Annotated in this window: 14 protein-coding genes and 1 pseudogene; 13 read left to right on the plus strand and 2 right to left on the minus strand. The window is 61.6% G+C overall.

Annotated features, from left to right (window positions below; translation table 11 throughout):
* Positions 1 to 321: 321 nt before the first annotated feature.
* Positions 322 to 1335, plus strand: coding sequence for a low-specificity L-threonine aldolase (gene ltaE / locus BSE24067_RS13850; protein ID WP_151065261.1), 1014 nt, complete (start codon positions 322 to 324; stop codon positions 1333 to 1335).
* 100 nt (positions 1336 to 1435) lie between these two features.
* Here ltaE and BSE24067_RS13855 read toward each other — a convergent pair whose 3' ends face one another.
* A complete protein-coding gene (locus tag BSE24067_RS13855; RefSeq protein WP_151065273.1) occupies positions 1436 to 1648 on the minus strand; it encodes a DUF1059 domain-containing protein in 213 nt (70 codons plus the stop codon).
* 150 nt (positions 1649 to 1798) lie between these two features.
* Positions 1799 to 2704 (minus strand): HTH-type transcriptional regulator ArgP, encoded by a 906-nt coding sequence (locus tag BSE24067_RS13860; protein WP_151065272.1) that lies wholly within the window; start codon positions 2702 to 2704, stop codon positions 1799 to 1801.
* On the opposite strand from BSE24067_RS13860, the pseudogene BSE24067_RS13865 reads away from it, so the two are divergent.
* The 12 genes and pseudogenes from BSE24067_RS13865 to BSE24067_RS13920 form a co-directional block, all read left to right on the plus strand.
* A pseudogene (locus BSE24067_RS13865) lies at positions 2690 to 3223 on the plus strand (DNA adenine methylase); the annotation flags it as partial. The gene BSE24067_RS13860 and the pseudogene BSE24067_RS13865 overlap by 15 nt on opposite strands.
* A gap of 196 nt (positions 3224 to 3419) precedes the next feature.
* Positions 3420 to 11729, plus strand: coding sequence for a beta strand repeat-containing protein (locus BSE24067_RS13870; protein ID WP_244130500.1), 8310 nt, complete (start codon positions 3420 to 3422; stop codon positions 11727 to 11729).
* Between the two features lie 12 nt (positions 11730 to 11741).
* Positions 11742 to 12035: a hypothetical protein gene (locus BSE24067_RS13875; protein WP_151065260.1), complete on the plus strand. Its 294-nt coding sequence runs from the start codon at positions 11742 to 11744 to the stop codon at positions 12033 to 12035.
* A 269-nt stretch (positions 12036 to 12304) separates the two neighbouring features.
* Positions 12305 to 12520: a hypothetical protein gene (locus tag BSE24067_RS13880; RefSeq protein ID WP_244130499.1), complete on the plus strand. Its 216-nt coding sequence runs from the start codon at positions 12305 to 12307 to the stop codon at positions 12518 to 12520.
* A 54-nt stretch (positions 12521 to 12574) separates the two neighbouring features.
* On the plus strand, positions 12575 to 13213 hold the full coding sequence (locus BSE24067_RS32520; protein WP_244130498.1) for a hypothetical protein: 639 nt from the start codon (positions 12575 to 12577) through the stop codon (positions 13211 to 13213).
* Positions 13214 to 13314: 101 nt separating this feature from the next.
* The gene (locus BSE24067_RS13890) at positions 13315 to 13827 is read left to right on the plus strand and encodes a hypothetical protein (RefSeq protein WP_151065257.1); all 513 of its coding nucleotides are present in this window, start codon (positions 13315 to 13317) and stop codon (positions 13825 to 13827) included.
* Between the two features lie 61 nt (positions 13828 to 13888).
* Positions 13889 to 15925, plus strand: coding sequence for a two-partner secretion domain-containing protein (locus BSE24067_RS13895; protein ID WP_151065256.1), 2037 nt, complete (start codon positions 13889 to 13891; stop codon positions 15923 to 15925).
* A gap of 3 nt (positions 15926 to 15928) precedes the next feature.
* Positions 15929 to 16069 (plus strand): hypothetical protein, encoded by a 141-nt coding sequence (locus BSE24067_RS13900; RefSeq protein WP_170297487.1) that lies wholly within the window; start codon positions 15929 to 15931, stop codon positions 16067 to 16069.
* Entirely contained in the window at positions 16066 to 17862 is a 1797-nt protein-coding gene (locus tag BSE24067_RS13905) for a ShlB/FhaC/HecB family hemolysin secretion/activation protein (protein ID WP_244130497.1), read from the plus strand. Before BSE24067_RS13900 ends, BSE24067_RS13905 begins: the two co-directional genes overlap by 4 nt.
* A 94-nt stretch (positions 17863 to 17956) precedes the next feature.
* Positions 17957 to 18805 (plus strand): peptidylprolyl isomerase, encoded by an 849-nt coding sequence (locus BSE24067_RS13910; protein ID WP_151065255.1) that lies wholly within the window; start codon positions 17957 to 17959, stop codon positions 18803 to 18805.
* Positions 18806 to 19108: 303 nt separating this feature from the next.
* The gene (locus BSE24067_RS13915) at positions 19109 to 19357 is read left to right on the plus strand and encodes a hypothetical protein (protein ID WP_151065254.1); all 249 of its coding nucleotides are present in this window, start codon (positions 19109 to 19111) and stop codon (positions 19355 to 19357) included.
* Positions 19358 to 19482: 125 nt separating this feature from the next.
* Entirely contained in the window at positions 19483 to 19833 is a 351-nt protein-coding gene (locus BSE24067_RS13920) for a hypothetical protein (RefSeq protein WP_151065253.1), read from the plus strand.
* Positions 19834 to 20354 lie beyond the last annotated feature (521 nt).

The raw sequence follows: 20354 nt of genomic DNA on the forward strand, positions 1-20354 counted from the left end.
GGCGGGGTTGGCTGGAGTATGGATCGCGATGTTGCGCCGCGAAATGTGCCAACTCGTCGCAGATGTCCAGTGCGCCGCGCTTGTTTTTGGGGTAAATCGTTGATTCGTATCAAGAACGCGGCACGCGGCACAGTCGGGCGCGGCGTGGCGGTCTGCCGCACGTGCGGCAATTTGGCGCGTCGCATCATCGGAACGACGCCGCGCGCGGGCGATCCGTGCGCACGGCCACCGGCAGCCGCCGCGCGAATTGCGTACACTCTCAGACTCGTTTCGGCAGGGCCGGGCGCCTCGATTCCGGTCCGCGTTCACAAGGGCACGAAGATGATCGATTTACGCAGCGATACCGTGACACGTCCGAGCAAGGCGATGCTGGCCGCGATGACTGCCGCCGAAGTCGGCGACGACGTATGGGGCGACGACCCGACCGTGCTGCGCCTGCAGGCCGTCGCGGCCGAGCGGGCCGGCAAGGAAGCCGGCCTGTTCTTCCCGAGCGGCACGCAGAGCAACCTGGCCGCGTTGATGGCCCACTGCGAACGCGGCGACGAATACATCGTCGGCCAACTCGCGCACACCTACAAATACGAAGGCGGCGGCGCGGCGGTGCTCGGCAGCATCCAGCCGCAGCCGATCGAGAACGCGCCCGACGGCACGCTGCCGCTCGCGAAGATCGCCGCGGCGATCAAGCCGATCGACAACCACTTCGCCCGCACGCGGCTGCTCGCGCTCGAAAACACGATCGGCGGCCAGGTGTTGCCGGAAGGCTATGTGCATGAAGCCGTCGCGCTCGCGCGCAGCCGCGGACTGGTCGCGCACCTCGACGGCGCACGCGTGTGCAATGCCGCTGTCGCGTCCGGGCGCACGATCGCCGAGCTGTGCGCGCCGTTCGACACGATCTCGATCTGCTTCTCGAAAGGGCTCGGCGCGCCGGTCGGCTCGGTGCTGGTCGGCAATCGCGTGCTGATCGAGCGTGCGCAGCGCTGGCGCAAGGTGCTCGGCGGCGGAATGCGGCAGTCGGGCATTCTCGCGGCGGCGTGCCTGTATGCGCTCGATCACAACGTCGAGCGGCTCGCCGACGATCACGCGAACGCCGCGCATCTCGCGGCGGGCCTCGCGCGGATCGAGCCGGTGAAGGTGCTGTCGCAGGCGACGAACATGGTGTTCGCGCAATTCCCCGAAGCGGACTGCGCGCCGCTCGAGGCGTGGCTCAAGGAGCGCGGGATTCTCACGCAGATGCTGTATGCGTCGCGCTTCGTCACGCATTGCGACGTGTCGCGCGCGGACATCGACACGTTCATCGACGCGGTCGGCGCGTATTTCGCGCAGCGTCGGGCGTAACGCGTAACGCGAAATGCGCCGGCCGGCGGCGGGCCGGCGCGACCTGACATTGCCCAACGCATGTAGCGGTGACGCGGCGCGTTGCCGGTCTGCCGGCGGATTACGCTTGCCGCGGCGTGTCGACGGGCGGCGTGCCGTCGTGGAACAGCGATTTCAGCTGCGTGCGCAGTTCGGCGCTGTCGGTGTGCTGGTGTACCGAAACCGCATGTTGCACGGCGGCCTCCAGCAGTTCGTTGTCGGAGTCGGCGGAAATTGCGACCGAGCAATGCGTCGCGCTGGGAAACTCGCGGCAATCGATATAGCGGCGGGACATGATGTTCTCCTCACAGGAAAGGGAACGGCCGGACTTGCATGATCGGCCGCGCCGCGCGTTCGCGAGGCCGATGGAAAAAGTATAGGCGGCACCGCTGGCTTTCTCGGTGCAGTGCGTGCCGGCAGTGTCGATCAACCGCCCGCTCACGCTTTACGGCAATGGCGCGAGCAGCCGGCGCGCCGCTTCGACGACTCGCGCGGACAGCGACGCCATCGTCGGCGATTGCACCGTCCATGCATGCCAGTACAGCGTGACGTCGGTCGGATGCGCGGGCGCGAGATCGACGAGCCCCTGCGTGTCGAGCGGCGCGCCGCCGATCAGCGGCTCCGGCACCATCGCATAGCCGAGCCCGTGCCGCACCGCCGCGAAGTGCGCGTGCGTGCCCGGCACGTAGTGGCACGGATACGCGCCCTCGGGCAAGCCGAATTTCTCCTTCAGGAACGCCGACTGCAGCGTGTCGCGCCGCGAATACGCGACGACGGGCGCGGCGCGTGCGCTCGTGCGATTCAGGCCGCGCGGGAACCAGCGGCCGGCGAATGCGGCCGCGGCGAGCAGCCGGTAGCGCATCGTGCCGAGCGGTGTCGCGACGCTGCCGCGCATCGGCTTCGGCTCGGTCGTCACGCAACCGACGGCCATCCCGCTTTCGAGCAGCGCGAACGTGTGATCCTGATCCTTGACGATGAGCTCGAACAGGATGCGTTCGCCCGCGAGCACCGACGTCAGCGCGGGCAGGAACCAGGTGCCGAGGCTGTCGGAGTTCAGCGCGATCGTGACCGAGATCGGCGATTCGCGCTCGGCCGCGAGCGCGCTTTGCAGATCGGCTTGCAGCAGCGCGACGCGGCGCAGATGCTGCAGCACGCGCTGGCCGGCCACCGTCGGCCGGCACGGACGCGTGCGCAGCACGAGTGGCGTGCCGAGGCTCGCTTCGAGCGCGCGGACGCGCTGCGTGACGGCGGATGCGGTCACGTGCAGCCGCACGGCCGCCTGCTCGAAGCTGCCGGTGTCGGCGACGGCCAGCAGCGCGGCGGCCTGCTTCGGATCGAATGGCTGAAGCAGACGATCCCGGAAACCCTCACCGATATCCAGCGGGCCGCCCGGTTCTATTACCTGCAGAAAAGTTGCTTTGGGGCGAAGTTGGAAGGGCAAACGTTCGGGACGGCGACGACAACGCCGCCCGGCTTGAATTTGCTCCGCATCGAGGAGGAGCTATCAGCGGCGCATCTGCGGCTCGCGAACACGTTCATCGAGCGGCTCGATTGGGCCGCGTGCATTGATCGATACGACCGGTCGCACACGCTGTTTTATTTGGACCCGCCGTATTACGAGACGGAAGGCTACGGCGTGTCGTTTCCGTTTGCCGAGTACGAAAAGATGGCGGCAAAGCTGCGTGCAATCAAGGGACACGCGATCGTCAGCCTGAACGACCATCCGGACATTCGGCGTGTGTTCGACGGGTTTCATATCGAGACCGTGCCCATCCAGTACACCGTGGGCGGTGGCGGAAGGGCAGCGGAGCGAAACGAGCTGATCATCTTTAGCTGGGATGACGCCGCGCAGCCGGTCGGGTTGTTCTGATCGCGTGCGCGCCGAACAGTAGGGAAATCGAATGATTGCGAAGTGTGTTTGTAAGCTATTGATTCGCCTGACGATTGTTGACGCTTGCCAAAAATCGCACGTGGTACGATCCGCGCGAGAAAGTTGGCAATCCATGAAATGTCGTGTCGGACTTTTGTCCGACACGACCCAACAACAAGCCTTCGCAGAGGCGTAGATGACAAGTAACAAGAAAGCGCAGCGTGCCGGGGTCGTGCGCGTTGCGCAACAGAAGTTGGCACGCGAGTCGGCGTGCACGAATTATCGATTTGCAGGGCCGGCATGCGATGAGACCGCGCGTCCGGTATGGATGCGTGGCGTAGCTGCCGTGATGGCGGTCGTGATGTATTTCGCGCCGGCCGTGTTTCTCGCCGATGAAGTGGCGCATGCGGCGCCGATCGTCGATCCACGTGCTCCGATTCCATTCCAGCCGACGATCACGCAGACCAGCACGGGCGTCCCGGCTATCAATATTCCCACCGCGAATTCCAATGGGATTAGCGTTGGACAGTATCAGTCGTTCAACGTAGGACCTGAAGGTCTCGTGCTGAACAACAGCACGGTGGCGGGGACGCCGCTGCTTGGCGGCACGCTTGGCGCGAATCCGAATTTGAATGGTCGGCCTGCGACAACCATTATCAATCAGGTCACATCGACCGGGCCAGCGGCCTCATTGTATGGCCCGTTGGAGGTCTTCGGCTCGCCCGCTGCTGTTGTCGTGGCCTCACCGAATGGAGTCAGCGTCAATGGGTTGAGCGTTACGAACGTGACGAATCTGACGCTCACAACCGGCACGCCGCAGTTTCTCACGGGCGTCGGCGGCACGGCAACCGATTTTGCGCACGCAGGTGCCGTTGCGTACGACGTTCGCTCCGGCAATATTTCGATCAACGGGCCGGCAGGCAATGACGGGACGCCGGGCGCTGGGGTGGAAGGTACGGTCGGCAACCTTGATGTGGTCGGTCAAAGTGTCACGATCAATGCTCCTCTGAGAGCCAATCAGCGTGTCAACGTAGTCACCGGCAATCAACTCGTCACGCCGACTGCATCGGACGCGACCGGCATCACATACGGAACGGCCGCGAACGGCGCGACCAACACGGCCGCTGCGATCGGCAAAACCGTCGCGGTGGATGCGAGCCAATATGGATCGGTCACATCGGGGACCGTCTATATCGTGTCCACAGCGGCCGGTATGGGCGTGAACACGCAGGGCCCGTTGTCGGCAACGGCCGGCAACGTAGTCGTCCAGGCCAACGGCGACGTGTCGGTCGGACAGACGTTTGCCAATCAGAACGTCAATCTGAATAGTGCTGGCAACACGACGATCAACGGCACGGCGCTCGCGAATCAAAGCTACACGGTGAATGCGAACGGCGACATCAACGCACCGGGTTCCGTGTCGGCTGGTCAGAACGTCACGATGACGGCTGGCGGCAATCTGAACGCCGCATCGGTTGCGGCAAACGGCGCGGCCAATCTGACGGCCGGCCAGTCGATGACGATCGACTCGCTGACGGCGCACGACATCGCGCTGCAGACGACCAACGGCGATTTGACGGTCGGCGGCTTGAGTGCGCCGGGCACGGTATCGGCTAAGGCCGGGCGGGATCTGACGGTCAACGGCGCGGTGCAGGGTGGCAGCACGGTCGCGCTCGCGGGCGCGCGCAACGCGACCGTGAATGGACAGGTGTCAGGCGTGGGCAATACCACGATTGCCGCGCAGACTGGCTCGGCGACCGTGAACGGCAACGCGCTGTCCAATGGTGCGCTGTCAGTGACGGCGGGTCAGAACGCGGCCGTAGGCGGCACGGTGCAGGCTCAGGGGCCGGTAACGATTGCAGCTCAAGCCGGCTCGATTACGGGCCAAGGCAATGTCGCGTCGTCGCAGGGCGCAGTCAACCTGAATTCCGGACAAGCGATTGCGCTCAATGGCGCGGTACAGAGTGGCAGCACGATCACCGCGACCGCTGGCTCGAACGCAAGTTTCAGTGGCACGGTGTCCGCACCGGGCGCGGTGACGATTCAGGCAGGGCAAGATACGACGCTCGGCGGGAACGTCACGAGCGGCGGGAACCTGAACGTAACGTCGGGCGGCAACACGACCGTGCAGGGAACAGCTGCATCCGTGGGCGACATGACGCTCGCGGCCAACGGCGCGTTGCTCTCGACGACCGGCAATGTGGTGTCGCTCGGTGCGTTGAACTCGAGCGGCAAGCAGGGCGTCACGCTGGGCGGGACAGTCTACAGCGGCGGCAGTGCATCGATCGGATCGAGCGCGGGCAGCGTGTCGGTCGCGGGCGCGGTGTCGACGCCGGGCGCGGTGAACATCAATGCCGGGCAGGACGCGACCGTCGCCGGCTCGATCCAGAGCGGCCAGAATACGACGATCGCCGCCTCACGCGATGCAAACCTGAACGGTGGCGTCGCAGTCAGCAATGCCGGCAACGCGAGCGTGACGGCGGGCCGCGACATCAACGGTACGGGCGCGATCAGCGTCGCGAACGACACGACGCTCAATGCCGGCAACAACATTGCCGTGTCGGGCGCGATCCAGACCGGCAACAACCTGAGCGCGACCGCCGGCCAAAACCTGACGGTCGGCGCGACGACGGCGGTCGGCACTAGCACGCTCACGGCGACCAACGGTAGTGCGACGCTTGCTGGCGATGCGCTGTCGGGCGGGGCAACGACCATCACGGCTGGCACGGACCTGAATGCACAAGGCAGCGTCAAGAGCCTGGGCGATCTCACCGCGAATGCGAAGTCAGGCAGTCTGACGGCCGCCGGTCCGGTGGGGACGGCCGGCAACGCGACCCTGAACGCCGGCCAGAACCTGACGCTCAACGGCCAGACGACCGCCTCGAAGAATGCGAGCCTCACGGCGACCAACATCGCGACGCAAGGCGTGGCGGTCGGCGGCAATCTGACCGCGACGGCGACGAACAACCTCGACACCTCGGCGGGCCAGCTCAACCAGCCCTTCAGTGCAACCGCCCCGGCGTTGTCGGTGGGTGGCAACGCGACCCTGTCGGGCGCGAACGTAACGACCGCGAACGCCGTGGTGGGCGGCACGACGCAGATCACGGGCACGCAGAGCATCACGACGGGCGGCACGGCTGCGTTCAAGGGCGATGCGACGCTGGCCGGTGGCACGGTATCGAACGTCGGTACGCAGATGGCGGCCGGCAATCTGAATGTATCTGGCTTTACGGTCTCGAACTCGGGTAGCCTGTCGTCACTGCAGACGGCGAACGTCACCGCGACGAACCTCAATAACTCGGGGACGATCTACGGGCCGACGGTGAATATCAACGTCTCGGGTGCGACGACGAACTCGGGCGGTTTGCTCGCGACCAACGCGCTGAACCTGACCACGGGCAGCCTGAGCAACGCGAACGGGTTGATTTACTCGGGTGACGTCAACAATCCGACCGCTCCAGTCGGCAACACGACAGTGACGGTCACGGGCGGCAACGGCTCGTTCGACAACACGAACGGCCGAATTCTCGCGCAAAACGTCGCCACGCTGAACCTGCCGAACCAGACGCTCGACCCATCGGTAACCAGTTATGGGACGGTCAATGGTGGTAACGGCTTGAACCTGTCCGCGCAGTCGGTGAGCAATTCCGGGACGTGGACGCTGCCCGGAACGGCGGTTACGGTCTCGGCGGCTCAGGGCATCAACAACGCCGGGACGATCAACCAGGGCACGGGCTCCCTGACCCTGAACGGCGCGCTGGGCAACACGGGTGCGATCAACGGCAACGACCTGACGATCAACGGAACGCTCGCGAACGCCGCGAGCGGTACGGTCACGGCCAACGATGCGTTCACTCTGAATGGTTCGGGCACGAACGCCGGCACCGTCCAGGCCGCCAATACGCTGACGATCTCGGGCACGAGTTACGACAATTCGAAAGGCATCACGAAGGCGGGAAATAGCAATAGCCCGGCTGGCAGCGGTAACGCGACGATCAACCTGAGTGGCGATCTCGGAAATGCAGGCGGTACGCTGACGGCGACAAACGATCTGTCGATCACGGCGGCGACCGTCAATAATGCGACCACTTCATCCGGCTCGTTGACCACGACGACGACCAAGGCGGTGGATAACCCCGGACTGTTGTGGTCGACCGTTATCGGCACGATCAATTACCAGTTCTATTTCCCGGGCGTGGGCAATCACGTCCCTGCGGAAAACATTCCGCTGACCCAGCAGGCGACGCTGGGTGACTTGCTGTCTCCCGTCGGCGTGGCCGGAACGCAGGCGCCCATCGCGTCCACGGGCACGTTCACGATGGTCAAGTTGCCGGGCGACTCGTCGCAGGCGCAGCCCCAGCTCGGGAGCCTCGCGGCTGAATACTGGTATCTGCAGTCTGGGAGCGTGCCGAATGCCGGCATCAGCCAGACGTTCACGCTGCCGAGCGTAACGGAAACGACGACGACGGTCGGCGTGGTGTTCGGCTCGCCGTCCGTGATCGCGGCGGGGCACAATCTTTCGTTGACGGCTCAGACCCTGAACAATCAAGGCGGGACCGTGAGCGCGGCGCACGACGTTTCGTTGAACGTTCAGACGTTGAACAACGAGGCGCGCTCGTACACGTCGACCGTGACGGACATGGTCGATGCGACGGCATTGAATTCACTGTTGTCGGGTCTGCAGGCATTGAGCGGTTCGACGTCGGGGGGATTCCTGGGGCAGGGCGGTGCGCCGATCGCGGTCTACCAGAGCGTCGGCACGACGCCGGGAGAGTCCGGAGGCGGGATCGTCGGCACGGGGATCCATGCTTGTGACCTGAATAGTCACTGTTCGTACACCATCGGTCCGCCGACGACCTTCACGATCAATTCGCCGGGTACGGTAGCAGCTCCGACCGTATCGACGAGCAGCACGGTGCAGGGTTCAGCTGGACAGGTTGTGGCGGGCCACAACCTGAACGTGTCGGGCGGCAACCTGACCAACGCAGGAACGCTGACGGCGGGCAACGACGTCACGATTCAGGCAGCGAGCTTTACCAATCAAGGTTCGAACGTCGGATCGAAGACGGTGACGGCGGGTTGCGCATCGGGTGTCTCGAATTCGGGCTGTACGTCGCTGCATACGACGAATCCGAACTCGGAGACGTACAGCTATCAGCAGACCAACAGCAACGTTACCGCCGGCCATGACATCGTTATCGCCGCGAATCAGGTTTCCAATACCTATGGCAATCTGGTCGCGGCGCACGATGTCGTGATCGGTGGCACAGGCACGACCGCGGGCAATCCGACGCAGGCCTCGAGCGTCACCAACACATCGGCCGCGATCGAAGCCGGCAACAATGTCCAGATCAACGCAGGCACGGTGACGAACACGATCGCCGCGCCGGTGACGGTCCACCAGAACTATGGGTCGGCGTCGCCGTACTCGGGGTGCGGCCAGAACTGTGAAGCGTATATCGAGGTGCAGTCGGCCAAGCCGTCGACGATTACAGCGAACAATAACCTGTCGATCACGGCGGGGGTGTTCAGCAACACGGGCAGTCTCGTCACGGCGCTGAACAACGCGACGATCAACGCGAGCTCAAGTGCGTCGAGCGACAACCAATACCTGCATGCGTATTGGACGGGTAACCCCGCCGGCATTCGCACGTGGGGTTGCCAAGGCTCGGCGGCGACCTGCCAGAACCTGTACGGCGGGGCGTTTAGTCTTGGCGATGCGCAGGCAGCGCCCGGCTTGCCGTCGAATGTCGGCATGTCGGATTTTGTGCCGGCCACGATTCAGGCAGGCAACTCGCTCTCGGTGAACTCGCCGACGCTCACGAATACCGGCAACGTCATCGGCCAGACCGTCGCCCTGACGGGCTCGCAGCTCGTCAACGGGATCACGAATCCGAACGTCTTTACACCACCGCCGGTCGTGTCGGGACAAGTGATTTCGCTGGGGCCGGTGTCGACGCCGTCTGGCGTGACCACGACCGTCAACGTGGCAGGCCAGGTGGTCGACGCGAATGGTCAGCTGACGTCGGTGACGGGTTCGGCCGGTCTGCCGTCGAACACGCCGATTGGTGTGCGCACTGTCGGCACGCCCGTGGCGCCGGTCGTCGCGCAGGCAAATACGCCGCTGAGTGCGACGGTCAAGACGATTTCCGGGCAAACGACTACGGTCACCTACCTGACGAACAACCCGGCCGCACAGGTCGTGGACACGGTTTCGTCGGCGTCGTTGATCGCCAACCTGCCGGCGAATCTGCAGCCGGGCAACGTACCGTTCTATTACGACCCGTACACGGAGAATCAGCAGATCGAGCAGGCCGCGCTGCAGGCGACCGGCAAGAGCAGTTTCTACAGCACGACGAGTGCGACGGACAGCACGAGCCAGGCATCGATCGCCAATCAGGACAAGGCGGCGCTTTACGGCGCGTCGCTCGAGTACGCGAAGGAGCACAACATCGCGCTCGGTACGCAGTTGTCCGACGCGCAGCTGGCGATGATCGATCATCCGATGCTCTGGTACGTCGAGCAGTCGGTGCCGGAGCCGGGTTGCAGCTCGACGGGCGGCGCAACGTGCCCGACGGTGCAGGCATTGATGCCCGAAGTGCTGTTGCCAAAGAACTACGCGGTCGTGAATGCCGATGGTGAAATCACCGGCAGCAATGTCACGCTCAACTACGCGAACAGCATCCTGAACACCGGGACCGTCACGGCGCAGAACCTGGCGGTCAACACGAACTCGCTGACCAACGAGCAGCGCTCGACGAACGTCGGGACGATCTATCAGACCGGGCAGGACGGTGTGCTGCTGCAAACCACCGGCACCGTGATACAGCAAGGCGGCTTCATGTCGGCCGCCAACTACCAGCTCAACGCGCAGTCGATCGCGCAGATCGGCGGAGCGTTGCAGCAGGTCAATGCCGATGGCAGCGTGAATCAGGCCGCGACGCAGCAGATGCTGTCGGACCTGAAGACGAAGCTCGGCGGGAATTTTACGCAGCAGACGGTCAGCGACAACCTGCATACGGACGTCGTCGACGGTGACGCGTGGTACGACCAGCTCTTCATGACGGCGGTCATTACGGGCCTGTCGATCATGTCGGGGATGGCGGCATCGGCGGCCGTCGGGGCGATGGCGTCGGCAGCGTCGGGGACGACCTTTGCGGCGGCTGTGCCGGCGACCACGACGACGGTGACGATTGGCACGACGACGGTGACCACGACGACGGCAGCGGTTGGCGCGGGCACGGCCAACCTTGCGTTGTCGGCCGGGTTCGCCGGCATGATGAACAGCGCGATGAGCCAGCTGAACTCCGGTGGCTCGTTCAGTGCTGGGAAGATGTTTGAGGCCAGCGGTGTGGCAGCACTGACGGCCGGACTGACGAACGGCATCACGTTCGACAACGGTGCAGTGGGCTGGTCATGGAATGCGTCGCAGAACAGTCTGGCTGCGCTGGCGGGGGTGCAGTCGGTCGGGAATACGCTGGTGCCGCAAGCTGGCGCGGCGACGGGTTCACTGCCGACTACGATCGGCGCGCTCGCGGCCGAGTCGGCACTTCAGGCGGGCGTACAAACGGCGATCGACGGCGGCAGTTTTCTGACAAACCTCCGAAACAGCGCGATAAGCAATGCTGCTGCAGCCGCGGCCTTCGCGATTGGCAATGGGACCGACCCGTTGACGCTAGGCAATATTGCCGCGCACGCCGCGTTGGGATGTGCAGCCTCGGCTGCGGAGGGCACCGGATGCGCTGGGGGTGCGTTGGGTGCTGCGACCAGTTCGCTGATCTCACCTTTTGTGTTGGCAGGTATCGATCCAAGCGGTGCGGCGTTGGATGCCGGTCAATTGGCGGTACTCAACACCGTAGCGGCCCTCGCGGGCGGCGGAGCCGCCGGAGTACTTGGTCAAAATGCCACAGCCGGTTCGACCTGGGCCGAAAACGAAGCGCTAAACAACGACGCCTTGCACCTGGATAAAGTTCTGGGAGCCGTTTCCGCATTTTGGCAGAGTGCCCGGAGCGCGATACCGGGTGTCCACATGGCGGATCAGGCGCAAGCTGCCGCTAGTGTCGGCAACTATGGAATGGCGGCGGCGCTGGCACTTGGATCTGTGGCTGATGCTGGGCTGGGTGTTTTGACTCTAGGCGAGGGGGCTGCGGTTAAACAAGCCGTGGGCAAAGTCCTCGCAGCGGCGGATACTATTACGGTCTATCGCGCTGTTAGCCCGGAGGAATTCAGTTCCATCATGCAAACTGGAAAATTCTCTTTCGCTCCTGGCGCAAATGAAATGAAACAGTTTGGCTTCAACCTGAATGAGGTCATGGCCTATGCAAATACTGCATCTGAGTATGCGGCAATCATAAAGGCGGACATTCCAGCAAGTGTTATAGGAAAATTTGGTGTGTCGTACTCAATCGATCCGTTTATATTCAAGAGTGGTGTGCTGTCCGTAATGAAGGAAAATCAACTGAATATTTTCAATTCTGTTGTGAAGAATATTGGGCATGCATATTAAACGGAGGTTAAAATGGAAAATATTATTGCCACGGTAGAGATCTCGATCGACGTTCCGGATCCAAAGGTCTCGGGTGTTCGCACCGGATATTCTCCACACCATAAGTTTGCCCGCATTGATTGGCTTGCAAGCGGAAAGCATGTCTACGACGATACAGATGTGCACTATCCTGGAGAAACGCTAAAGGCGAAGATAAAGTTCGCTAGTTGGGAGCATATGCGTGACAGCGTTGGTGTCGGAGATCACTTTGAAATTCTAGAGAATGATCGTCTGATCGGCCATGGAGTTGTCGATGCAATACTATGAGGGTCCGCCTACTGGAAAGGTAGAGAATCGGTGGTTGTGGGATGGCGAAAATGAGTGGATGGTGGGCCAGATCACGGCCGGTCAAAGAAAGCTGCCGATTCGAGAAGCATGGAACGACACAATGCTGATTAATCGGATCGAGGAAGGATGGCTTCCGGAAAAGAATCCTAGATAATCGCACTCCGCTTGTTAGAGGCGCTCGGGATCGTTCCAAAGTTCGGTCAAAATGCATCTGGCGTTCGAAATTGAAGGCTATGAATGATATTAGAGTGAATAGAATCGCGGCCTGCTACGTTAAGGCTTACCTTTCGTTGGCTGCTGTGATTTCTTTCTTTTCGGCGATTTCTCTGGTTCAAGGGGCTGGCTGGAAGCCGCTTTTGATTCCATTGCCGTTATTTATTTTGCTTTTTATTGGAATCACCTATCAGTTTGTAAAGCGGCGGCGAGAGATCAAGCGGGGATGTGACATCCATTCATCCGATTGAATTTGCGGTCGCGCGACAGTGGCTTTTTGGCAGGCATTTCGATTTCGATGTGACATGATGCGCGAGGCGACGAGAGCAGTTCTTGTGGGGATTTTTTCTTTGGCTTTGTGCGCTTGCGTCTCGCATCATTCGGGCGATCTAACTTCGCCTAAACAATGGCAGAAATATGGGCTGTCAGTCGATATGACGGCGCAAAAGAGGAGAGATCTGTTCGTTGGGCGATGGTATGACCGCCAAAATTCGCATTACAATGCAACCGTGGCGGGGACGGCCGCGTTTGGAGCGGCGGGTGTGACCCATCAAGATAATCTCGATATTGCGGGTACCTTTGGCGCAGGGGCTACAGCCTTGGGAAGTGCTGTAAAAATGCTTGTTCCCGGGTGCTATAGGGAATTTCTTGAACCAAGCAATCCAGGGCGCAGCAGGACCGTTGCAGACTGCGGTGACGCAAGGAGGGAATGGAAAATGACAATTTCTTCTGGGAATCGGTCGTCTGCAGTGGCGAGGTTGCTCAAGCGGGCCTTGGTAGCTTATTTGGGTGCAATAGGAATTGTTGCTCTTGCAGTGGTGATTTCCATTTCGCATGGTTCGGGATGGAGGCCCGCCATGGCGGGGATGCCGCTCTATGTAACCATATTTGTCGGGATTACGTGCCAGCTAATAAAGGAGTGGCGCGCGATTAAACGGGGTTGATTTAAGGGTCGAAGATTTGCAACGCCCGCTAATCGATCGCATTAAAGTAATTCCCCGCTTGGAAGGTCTGTTGGGGAACTCGTCGGCTGCGAGTAAGGGGGATGACTATGAAAAAAATATTTTTTGCGCTTGTTGCTTTGGCCATGTGTGGTTGTGCTTCGCAAAATCCTGATGGCCTTACATCACCTAAGCAATTGCAAGGGAGCGGTCTGCCGGTCGATCATGCCGCTCAAGCCCGTAGAGATGTCTTCGTCGGTCGGTGGTACGATCGTCAAAACGCCCGTGACGGAAGCCAGACGATGTCATTGATGGACATCAAGCTCGATGGGACATATTCAGAATCGTGGCGAACTCTCGAAAAGAATGGTCAACTGCGGACTGCCAAAGAGGAGGGGCGCTGGGGAGCGTCCGGCAGCATTTTCTTCACCATTACAACTGCGAGAGCGGAGGGAGATGGAGAACTGGTTGCAGTCGACCAGCGAGATGCTTATTTCTATGATGCGTATTTCATTGAAAGTGCGAGTGCTACTGAAAACTCTATACGCCACATTATAAGCGGTGATGAGTTTGTTTCTCGGCGCGTAGGTGGCGATTTCTCTTTCCCCTCATTTTGAGATTCGGGGCTGGGCGGATATCCGCCACCAAAATATCGTTCGAATTTGAGGTCCGGATTTAATGCGAGTCAAACTATTTCGGCAGTGCTTGGTCGTGGTGTTGACTGGCATTTCCGGCTCGACCATCGCAGGAGGGATCGTCGCAGACGGTCAAACTGCGACAACGGTAACGATTGGCGCAACAGGCCGCCAATCTGTCAGCATCGCCCCCGCCGTGGGTGGCGTTTCGAACAACACCTACACGTCGTTCAACGTCTCCAAAGCTGGTGCCGACCTGAACAACGTCGGCATCAACGCGCGCACGATCGTCAACCAGGTCACGAGCACGAATCCGTCGCTGATCCTGGGCAACATCAACGTGCTAGGCCCGCGCGCGAACGTGATCCTCGCGAATCCGAACGGGGTCACTGTGGACGGCGGCAGTTTCACGAACGCGGGCCACGTCGTGCTTTCAACGGGGCAGGTCGGTTTTACCGATCTCACGCTCGCGCCGGGCGTTGTGCAGCGCAACGTCGTCCTCACGACGGATCGCGGGGCGATCACCATCGGTCCCGGTGGGCTCTCCGGCACGCTAGTGAACCTCGATCTGATCGCCAAACAGTTGAGCATAACCGGTCCGGTGACCAACGATTTCACCAGCTCGACGAGCGGCATCCGCGCGATCGTGGGCGACAGCACAGCGACCTACGACACCAGTTTCTCCCCATCTGACAACGGCCACGACTGGCTGATCGGTACGTCGTCGCCGGGCACCAAAAGCAACTCCGTCGCCGTCGATATCACGGCGGCCGGTGGCTTGACGGCGGGCCGCGTGCAGTTGATCGTCACTGACCAGGGCGCGGGCGTGCACAGCCTCGGCAAGATCTATGCGAACGCCGGCGACGTCGTCGTCACGGCGAGCGGCGACATCGCGATTGCCGACGGCTCGCTGAAGGCCGAGCGCGACGTCGCGCTTACGACGCCCGGTACCGTGTCGCTGCAAGGCATGCAGGTAACGGCCGCGAACAACGTAAACATCCAGGGCGGCAATATTGTTCTGTCCGACGACGCCACCGGACCTACGACCGTGAGCGCTAGCAACACAGTCAATCTGACGAGTCGCGGCGCGATCACGAACACCGGTAGCCTGATTCAGGCGGGTACCACGGCGGGCGACGGCACGACGACCGGCGGCGACGTTGTCCTCACTGCCGCCGGCGACATCACGAACCGCTCGAGCGCGAACAACCTCGGGATCATATTCGCGGCCAACGGCCAGACGAAACTGACAGCCGGCGGCAACGTCATCAATGACAACGCCCGCATTCTGTCGAATGGCGCGGTGAGCCTCACCGCGGCCGGCGACGTGCAGAACATCATCGACCACACCGGCGGCACGAACGGCGGCCAGCCCACCGCCTATTCCGATCGCGGCGGCAGCTTCCTGTTCTTCACGCATACGACGACCGGCTTCAACGTTGACTACGGGACGGTCGGTAATCCGGACCAACTCGCCTATATCGCTGCCGTGCACGGCCCGGTAACGATCACTAGCCGCAACTTCACGAATGCTGGCGGGATCGTTCAATCGAACGACGGCGACGTCAACATCACAGCGCAGAACGCGTTCACTAACGCCGCTGTATTCACGGGCCAGGCGAGCTATACGCGCAGCTGCTGGATCTTCTGCCACGCCGATGCATCGAGCAACGTCACACCATATGGCGGCACGATCCAGGCAGGCGGCAACATCGGCATCAAGGCCGGCACGGTCGCCCGCAACGTCGGCGGCAACGTCTTCGCGAACGGCGACATCAAGGTCGACGCACCGATCACGTACGCCCAGGGCGTGACCGGCTATTCGGCGATCAACCAGCACCGCGGCTTCAAGGCGTTTTTCGGCAGCACGTGGGCGCAGATTATTGCGATGGACGTGGGCGGCGGTTTCACCGCGAACGGCAGCGTGACGCTGACCGGCGACGGTGTGATCGACGGTGGCTCGTTCAGTGGCGGGAAGGGCGTCGCAGCGGCTGGCGGCATCACGACCGTACGCGCCCCTTCGCGCACCCCCGTCCAGATCGACCAGCATTTGGGCCTGACGACCTGGTGGTGGCGCTAGGCGATGAACTATCAAACAAAAAACCGGCTCGGCCTGGTCGTCGTCGCGTTTCTGGCTTGCGTGATCGTCGCGGTCGCGGCGAAGGGCGGCGCCATTGACACGATCGCGTCAGTGCTCGGGCACCTGCACGCACAACAACAATGAAAACACGCGTATTTCCTCGACTGAAGCTGCCGCTACTGGTTGCGAGCCTTGCTGCATTCCATGTACCGACGCACGCACAAACGCCGCCAGTCGGCCGTCCCGTCCAGGATCCGGCACAACTGATCATCGAGCAGCAGCGGGAACAGGCGCGCCAGCGGCAACTCGACCAGCCGCCGGCGTCGATTACGGTCGCCCCGACGCCGGAGACGACGCTCGACATTCCGGTGGATACGCCGGTCGATGCGATCGTCGAGACAGGACCGACCTTTACCGTGAAGCAGATCGTGCTGCAAGCGCCCGACGGCAAGCCGTTCGAGCCGCCTCGCGGGATCTCGGCCCAGCAGCTCGACGCGATTGTCGAACCGTTCGCGAACCACGAGCTCGGCTCACACCGCATCAACGTGCTGCTCAAACGCATCACGGACGTATTCGTCGCAAACGGTCTGGTGACGACGCGCGCGCTGCTCGGCCCGCAGAATCTGGCCACCGGCACGCTCAAGATCACGATTCAGGTCGGCACGATCGAAGCATTCACAGTTAACGGCAAGCCGATTCAGCGGCTCAAGGCGGGCGAAGCGTCTGCCGGCGGAGGCTGGCTCACGGACGCAGGCTACGAGAACGCATTTCCGGTATCGTCCGGCGATCCGCTGCGCCTGTCCGACATCGACCAGGGCGTCGCGCAGATCAACCGCCTGCGCCGCAATCAGGCGACGGTGCAGATCCTGCCCGGCCAGAATCCTGGCGCATCGATCGTCGACATTGGTAACAAACCCGGTGATCGTCTGTACTACACGTTGGGCGTCGACAACTACGGCAGCTCGGCCACGGGCGTGACGCGTTATCGCGCTGGCGTCGAGGCCGACAACCTGCTCGGCCTGCAGGAGTCGTTGAGCGTCAATTTCCTCGACAGCCTCGACAGCAATGCGATCGTCGGCTCGTTCGCAGTGCCGTTCGGCCGCCACACGTTCAGCTATACGATTTCCGATTCGGAATACCAGCAGGTGATCGGCACGACCGCGCTCGAATACGGCCGCACGCTGTCGCACATATTCGGCTGGAACTACCTGATGAGCCGCAGCGTCAGTGACATTACGAGTGTCGACGCCACGGTGTCCTGGCGCCGCACCGACCGCGAGGTCAACGGCATCGACCTGGATCCGCAGCGGGTCGCGGTGCTGCGGCTGGCTGGCAACTGGCTGCACAAGTTCGTGATGAACGATGCGCAGGGCAATTTCACCATCAACGGGGGGCTGTCGCAGGGCCTGCCGTGGTTCGGCGCGAATCACGACCCGCACGGCATCACGCGCGACGAAGCGCACAGCCAGTTCACGAAGGTGGATGCGACGGCCGCATTCACGCTGCCGCTGCCGAAGATCGGTCCTGTGCTGCTCGCCTATCGGGGCGTGCTGGGTGGGCAATATACGAACATGGCGCTGTTCGGATCGGAGCAGCTGTACCTCGGCGGGATGGATACCGTGCGCGGCTTTCGTTCAGGCGAGATCGCCGGTGATCGTGGCTTCTACTCGCGCAACGAACTCGCGTGGGTGAACGCGCCGGCGTGGAAGGACGGCCGGCTCGAACCGTACGTGTTCGTCGACGCGGGTAAGGCGAGCCTCGTAGCCGTACCGGGCTTTCCCACGCTTGCTGGTGTCGGCACTGGTGTGCGCGTGCAATGGCAGTGGCATAAGCAGTCTCTTTCCGGCGAACTGCTGGCTGGCCGTGCGCTGGTGCAACCAGCCGCGCTTGGGAGCAAGGCGACACTGGTCCTCGGAACATTGAACTGGATTTACTAATGAGTTTGGTCTGTGTCCGATCCCTCCCTCAGGCGGACACTTCGCGCGGCGCCTTCGGCTGCTGCGCTTTTTTCTTCAAGCAGGAGCGGCAGGTATGCAAGTGACATTCAATCGAATCTTGATCGCGACGGCGATCGCTTGGCAAATGGCGCTGCCGGTCCAAGCTCAAGCACAATCCTCCTCGCTGCCGGCCGGTAGCATTGCGATGGTCAACGGTACGCCGATCACTGAGGCCGAAGTTAATGCGGTGCTTCAGGCTTCAAAGCAGCCAGATACCCCGCAAATCCGGCAGGCGATCAAAAACCAATTGATCGCGCGCGTGTTGATTCAACAGGCGGCCGAGAAGGCCAAGTATGGCGGCAAGCCCGAGGTGCAGGCAGCAATGCAGGCGGCGAAGGCCAACGCCGAAACGCAGCTGTACCTGAAGGACAACATCAGGCCGGCACCTGTGACGGATGCGCAAGTTAAAGCGCGCTACGATGAGATCGTGGGGTCACTCGGCAAAGATGAGGTGAAGCCTCGCATCATTGTCGCGAAGGACGCGGCGACGGCGGCCACCGTGTTAGCGCAGTTGAAATCCGGGCACACATTTGAAGCGCTGGCACGTCAGTACAGTCAGGCTCCGTCCGCTACAGCCGGCGGGGAACTGCCTTGGGTCAGCTTCAAGATGCCGCTGACGGACGGCAACACCCAGGGTCTGCCGCTTCCCGTTGCGCAGGCGATGACGAAATTGCCGGTTGGTGGTGTGACGGCCGACTCCGTTCCACTCGGCAATGGAGCGCGTGCAATCGTCAAGGTCGAGGCCAAGCGGCCGACGCAGGTGCCGACCTATGATGCGGCGCAACCGACGATCCGGCAGCAATTGCAGGCGCTCGCGCTTGAGAAGGCAACAGCCGAACTAGTGGGTGGTCTGATAAAGGGCGCGAAGATTCAGCAGCAGTAGCGGAAAATCGGGGGGCGGCTGTGCTATAAATTTGCTACAGCGCGGAGCAGAAGCCTTGCTGGAGAGGCCTTGCGCCTGTCATTCCAATCCCCTCAACTACGGGGGTGGATCGTGACCACGGAGTGAAGACGTAAAGTTGCCTTGGCGGGTCTATGCGTATCAGCGGCCTTGACGCTTCTGCCTGAAGCTCTCCTTTCGTAAGCTGGCATCGATTCCACGCGTCGTCGATGGACCGCCTTGGGTCGGCTTTCGCCGATTGCCACGTGCAGTCGCTATTCGGCGTATCCGATATAGAGGGAAAACATGACGATCGCACAGTGGGTCCATCTCAGCGAGATGCACTACGATCAATGGGTGCTGCCTATCTACGCCGCATGGCACCGGGCTGTCCAGGAGAAGCGCACGACAGACATGATGACGGTAATCACCGATGAAGGATTACCAATCACTGAGGTTGGCCTGCACATCAGCACCCGGCTCACGCTGCTGCCATATATTGGCCACCGCCTGGGTCAAGACCTGGCCGCCCCTGTGTCGTGGCCGCAAACTTAACCGTAGAGCACAGAAACACACCGGACAAGGAAGCGTTCGCGTTACCAATTGACAACGATCGGAAGTATCTAGTAATCGCCGACCTGCACTCAATTCTATTCGAGCTCAACGCATGCATCGATGCCATGAAAGGCTTCATGCACGCGGTACACAAGCACGTTGGCCAGCCAATCACGGCGACGCAGCGCATCAGAATGATCAATTCGTGGATGGAAGCGAAAGGAATTAACCACGGCTGGTTCAGGCAACTGGACAGCGCACGGAATTTCGTAGCACATCAGGGTGCCTTCTATCTGGCGTTTGATACTTCCGCAACACAGTGGGACTTATTGATGGTCAAGCAGGACATCAAGGTGTTTGACGACCCCAAGACCTATGTACGGTTCTCCGACGTAGAGAAGATCATGGCGGGTTTCTCCGCTTGCCGGATGGCAATGCAGACCCATCTCATATCGCTGCTAGATCAGGCGGATTGATGCCGCGCGTTTTGCCCACAACTTGCAAACCTTTTGCTTGTCGGTGACGCCGATCTTGCCGCTTCTTCTCGGTCCCTCGGCACTTCGATTGTTGCAACGGGCGAAGAGTTGATCGGAACTAGTCCATGCCGATGGCGCGTACTCATCTGCGGCCCGCCAGCAACGAATGTCGCATCACGGCCGGTAACAGCTATTTCGAGAACTGGGACCAAACTGTGCCTGCGATAAAGATCGATAGTCAGGAAATTCAAGAAAAGCCAGCAAAGCCTACAAAGTCTGCGTATTGACCGGCGCGAGACTAAGTATTAAAGATCAATGAGTTACACGTCTTTGTCTGTGATCGATCGTCATCGACATGTCGGCGCGATTCCTGTGAACGTAAGACGAGACGCGGTAGTGTAAGACAGCGCGCGCGGCAGCCCGCGACAGGGAATGACTTCCGCCCGCTTGCAGCGATGGCCGTGCACGCGTGATTTGCACTACGCTGTATGGACACGCGCGCCGCCGCGCCCACGCCCATG

Source organism: Burkholderia latens (assembly GCF_902499045.1).
Lineage (GTDB): Bacteria > Pseudomonadota > Gammaproteobacteria > Burkholderiales > Burkholderiaceae > Burkholderia > Burkholderia latens.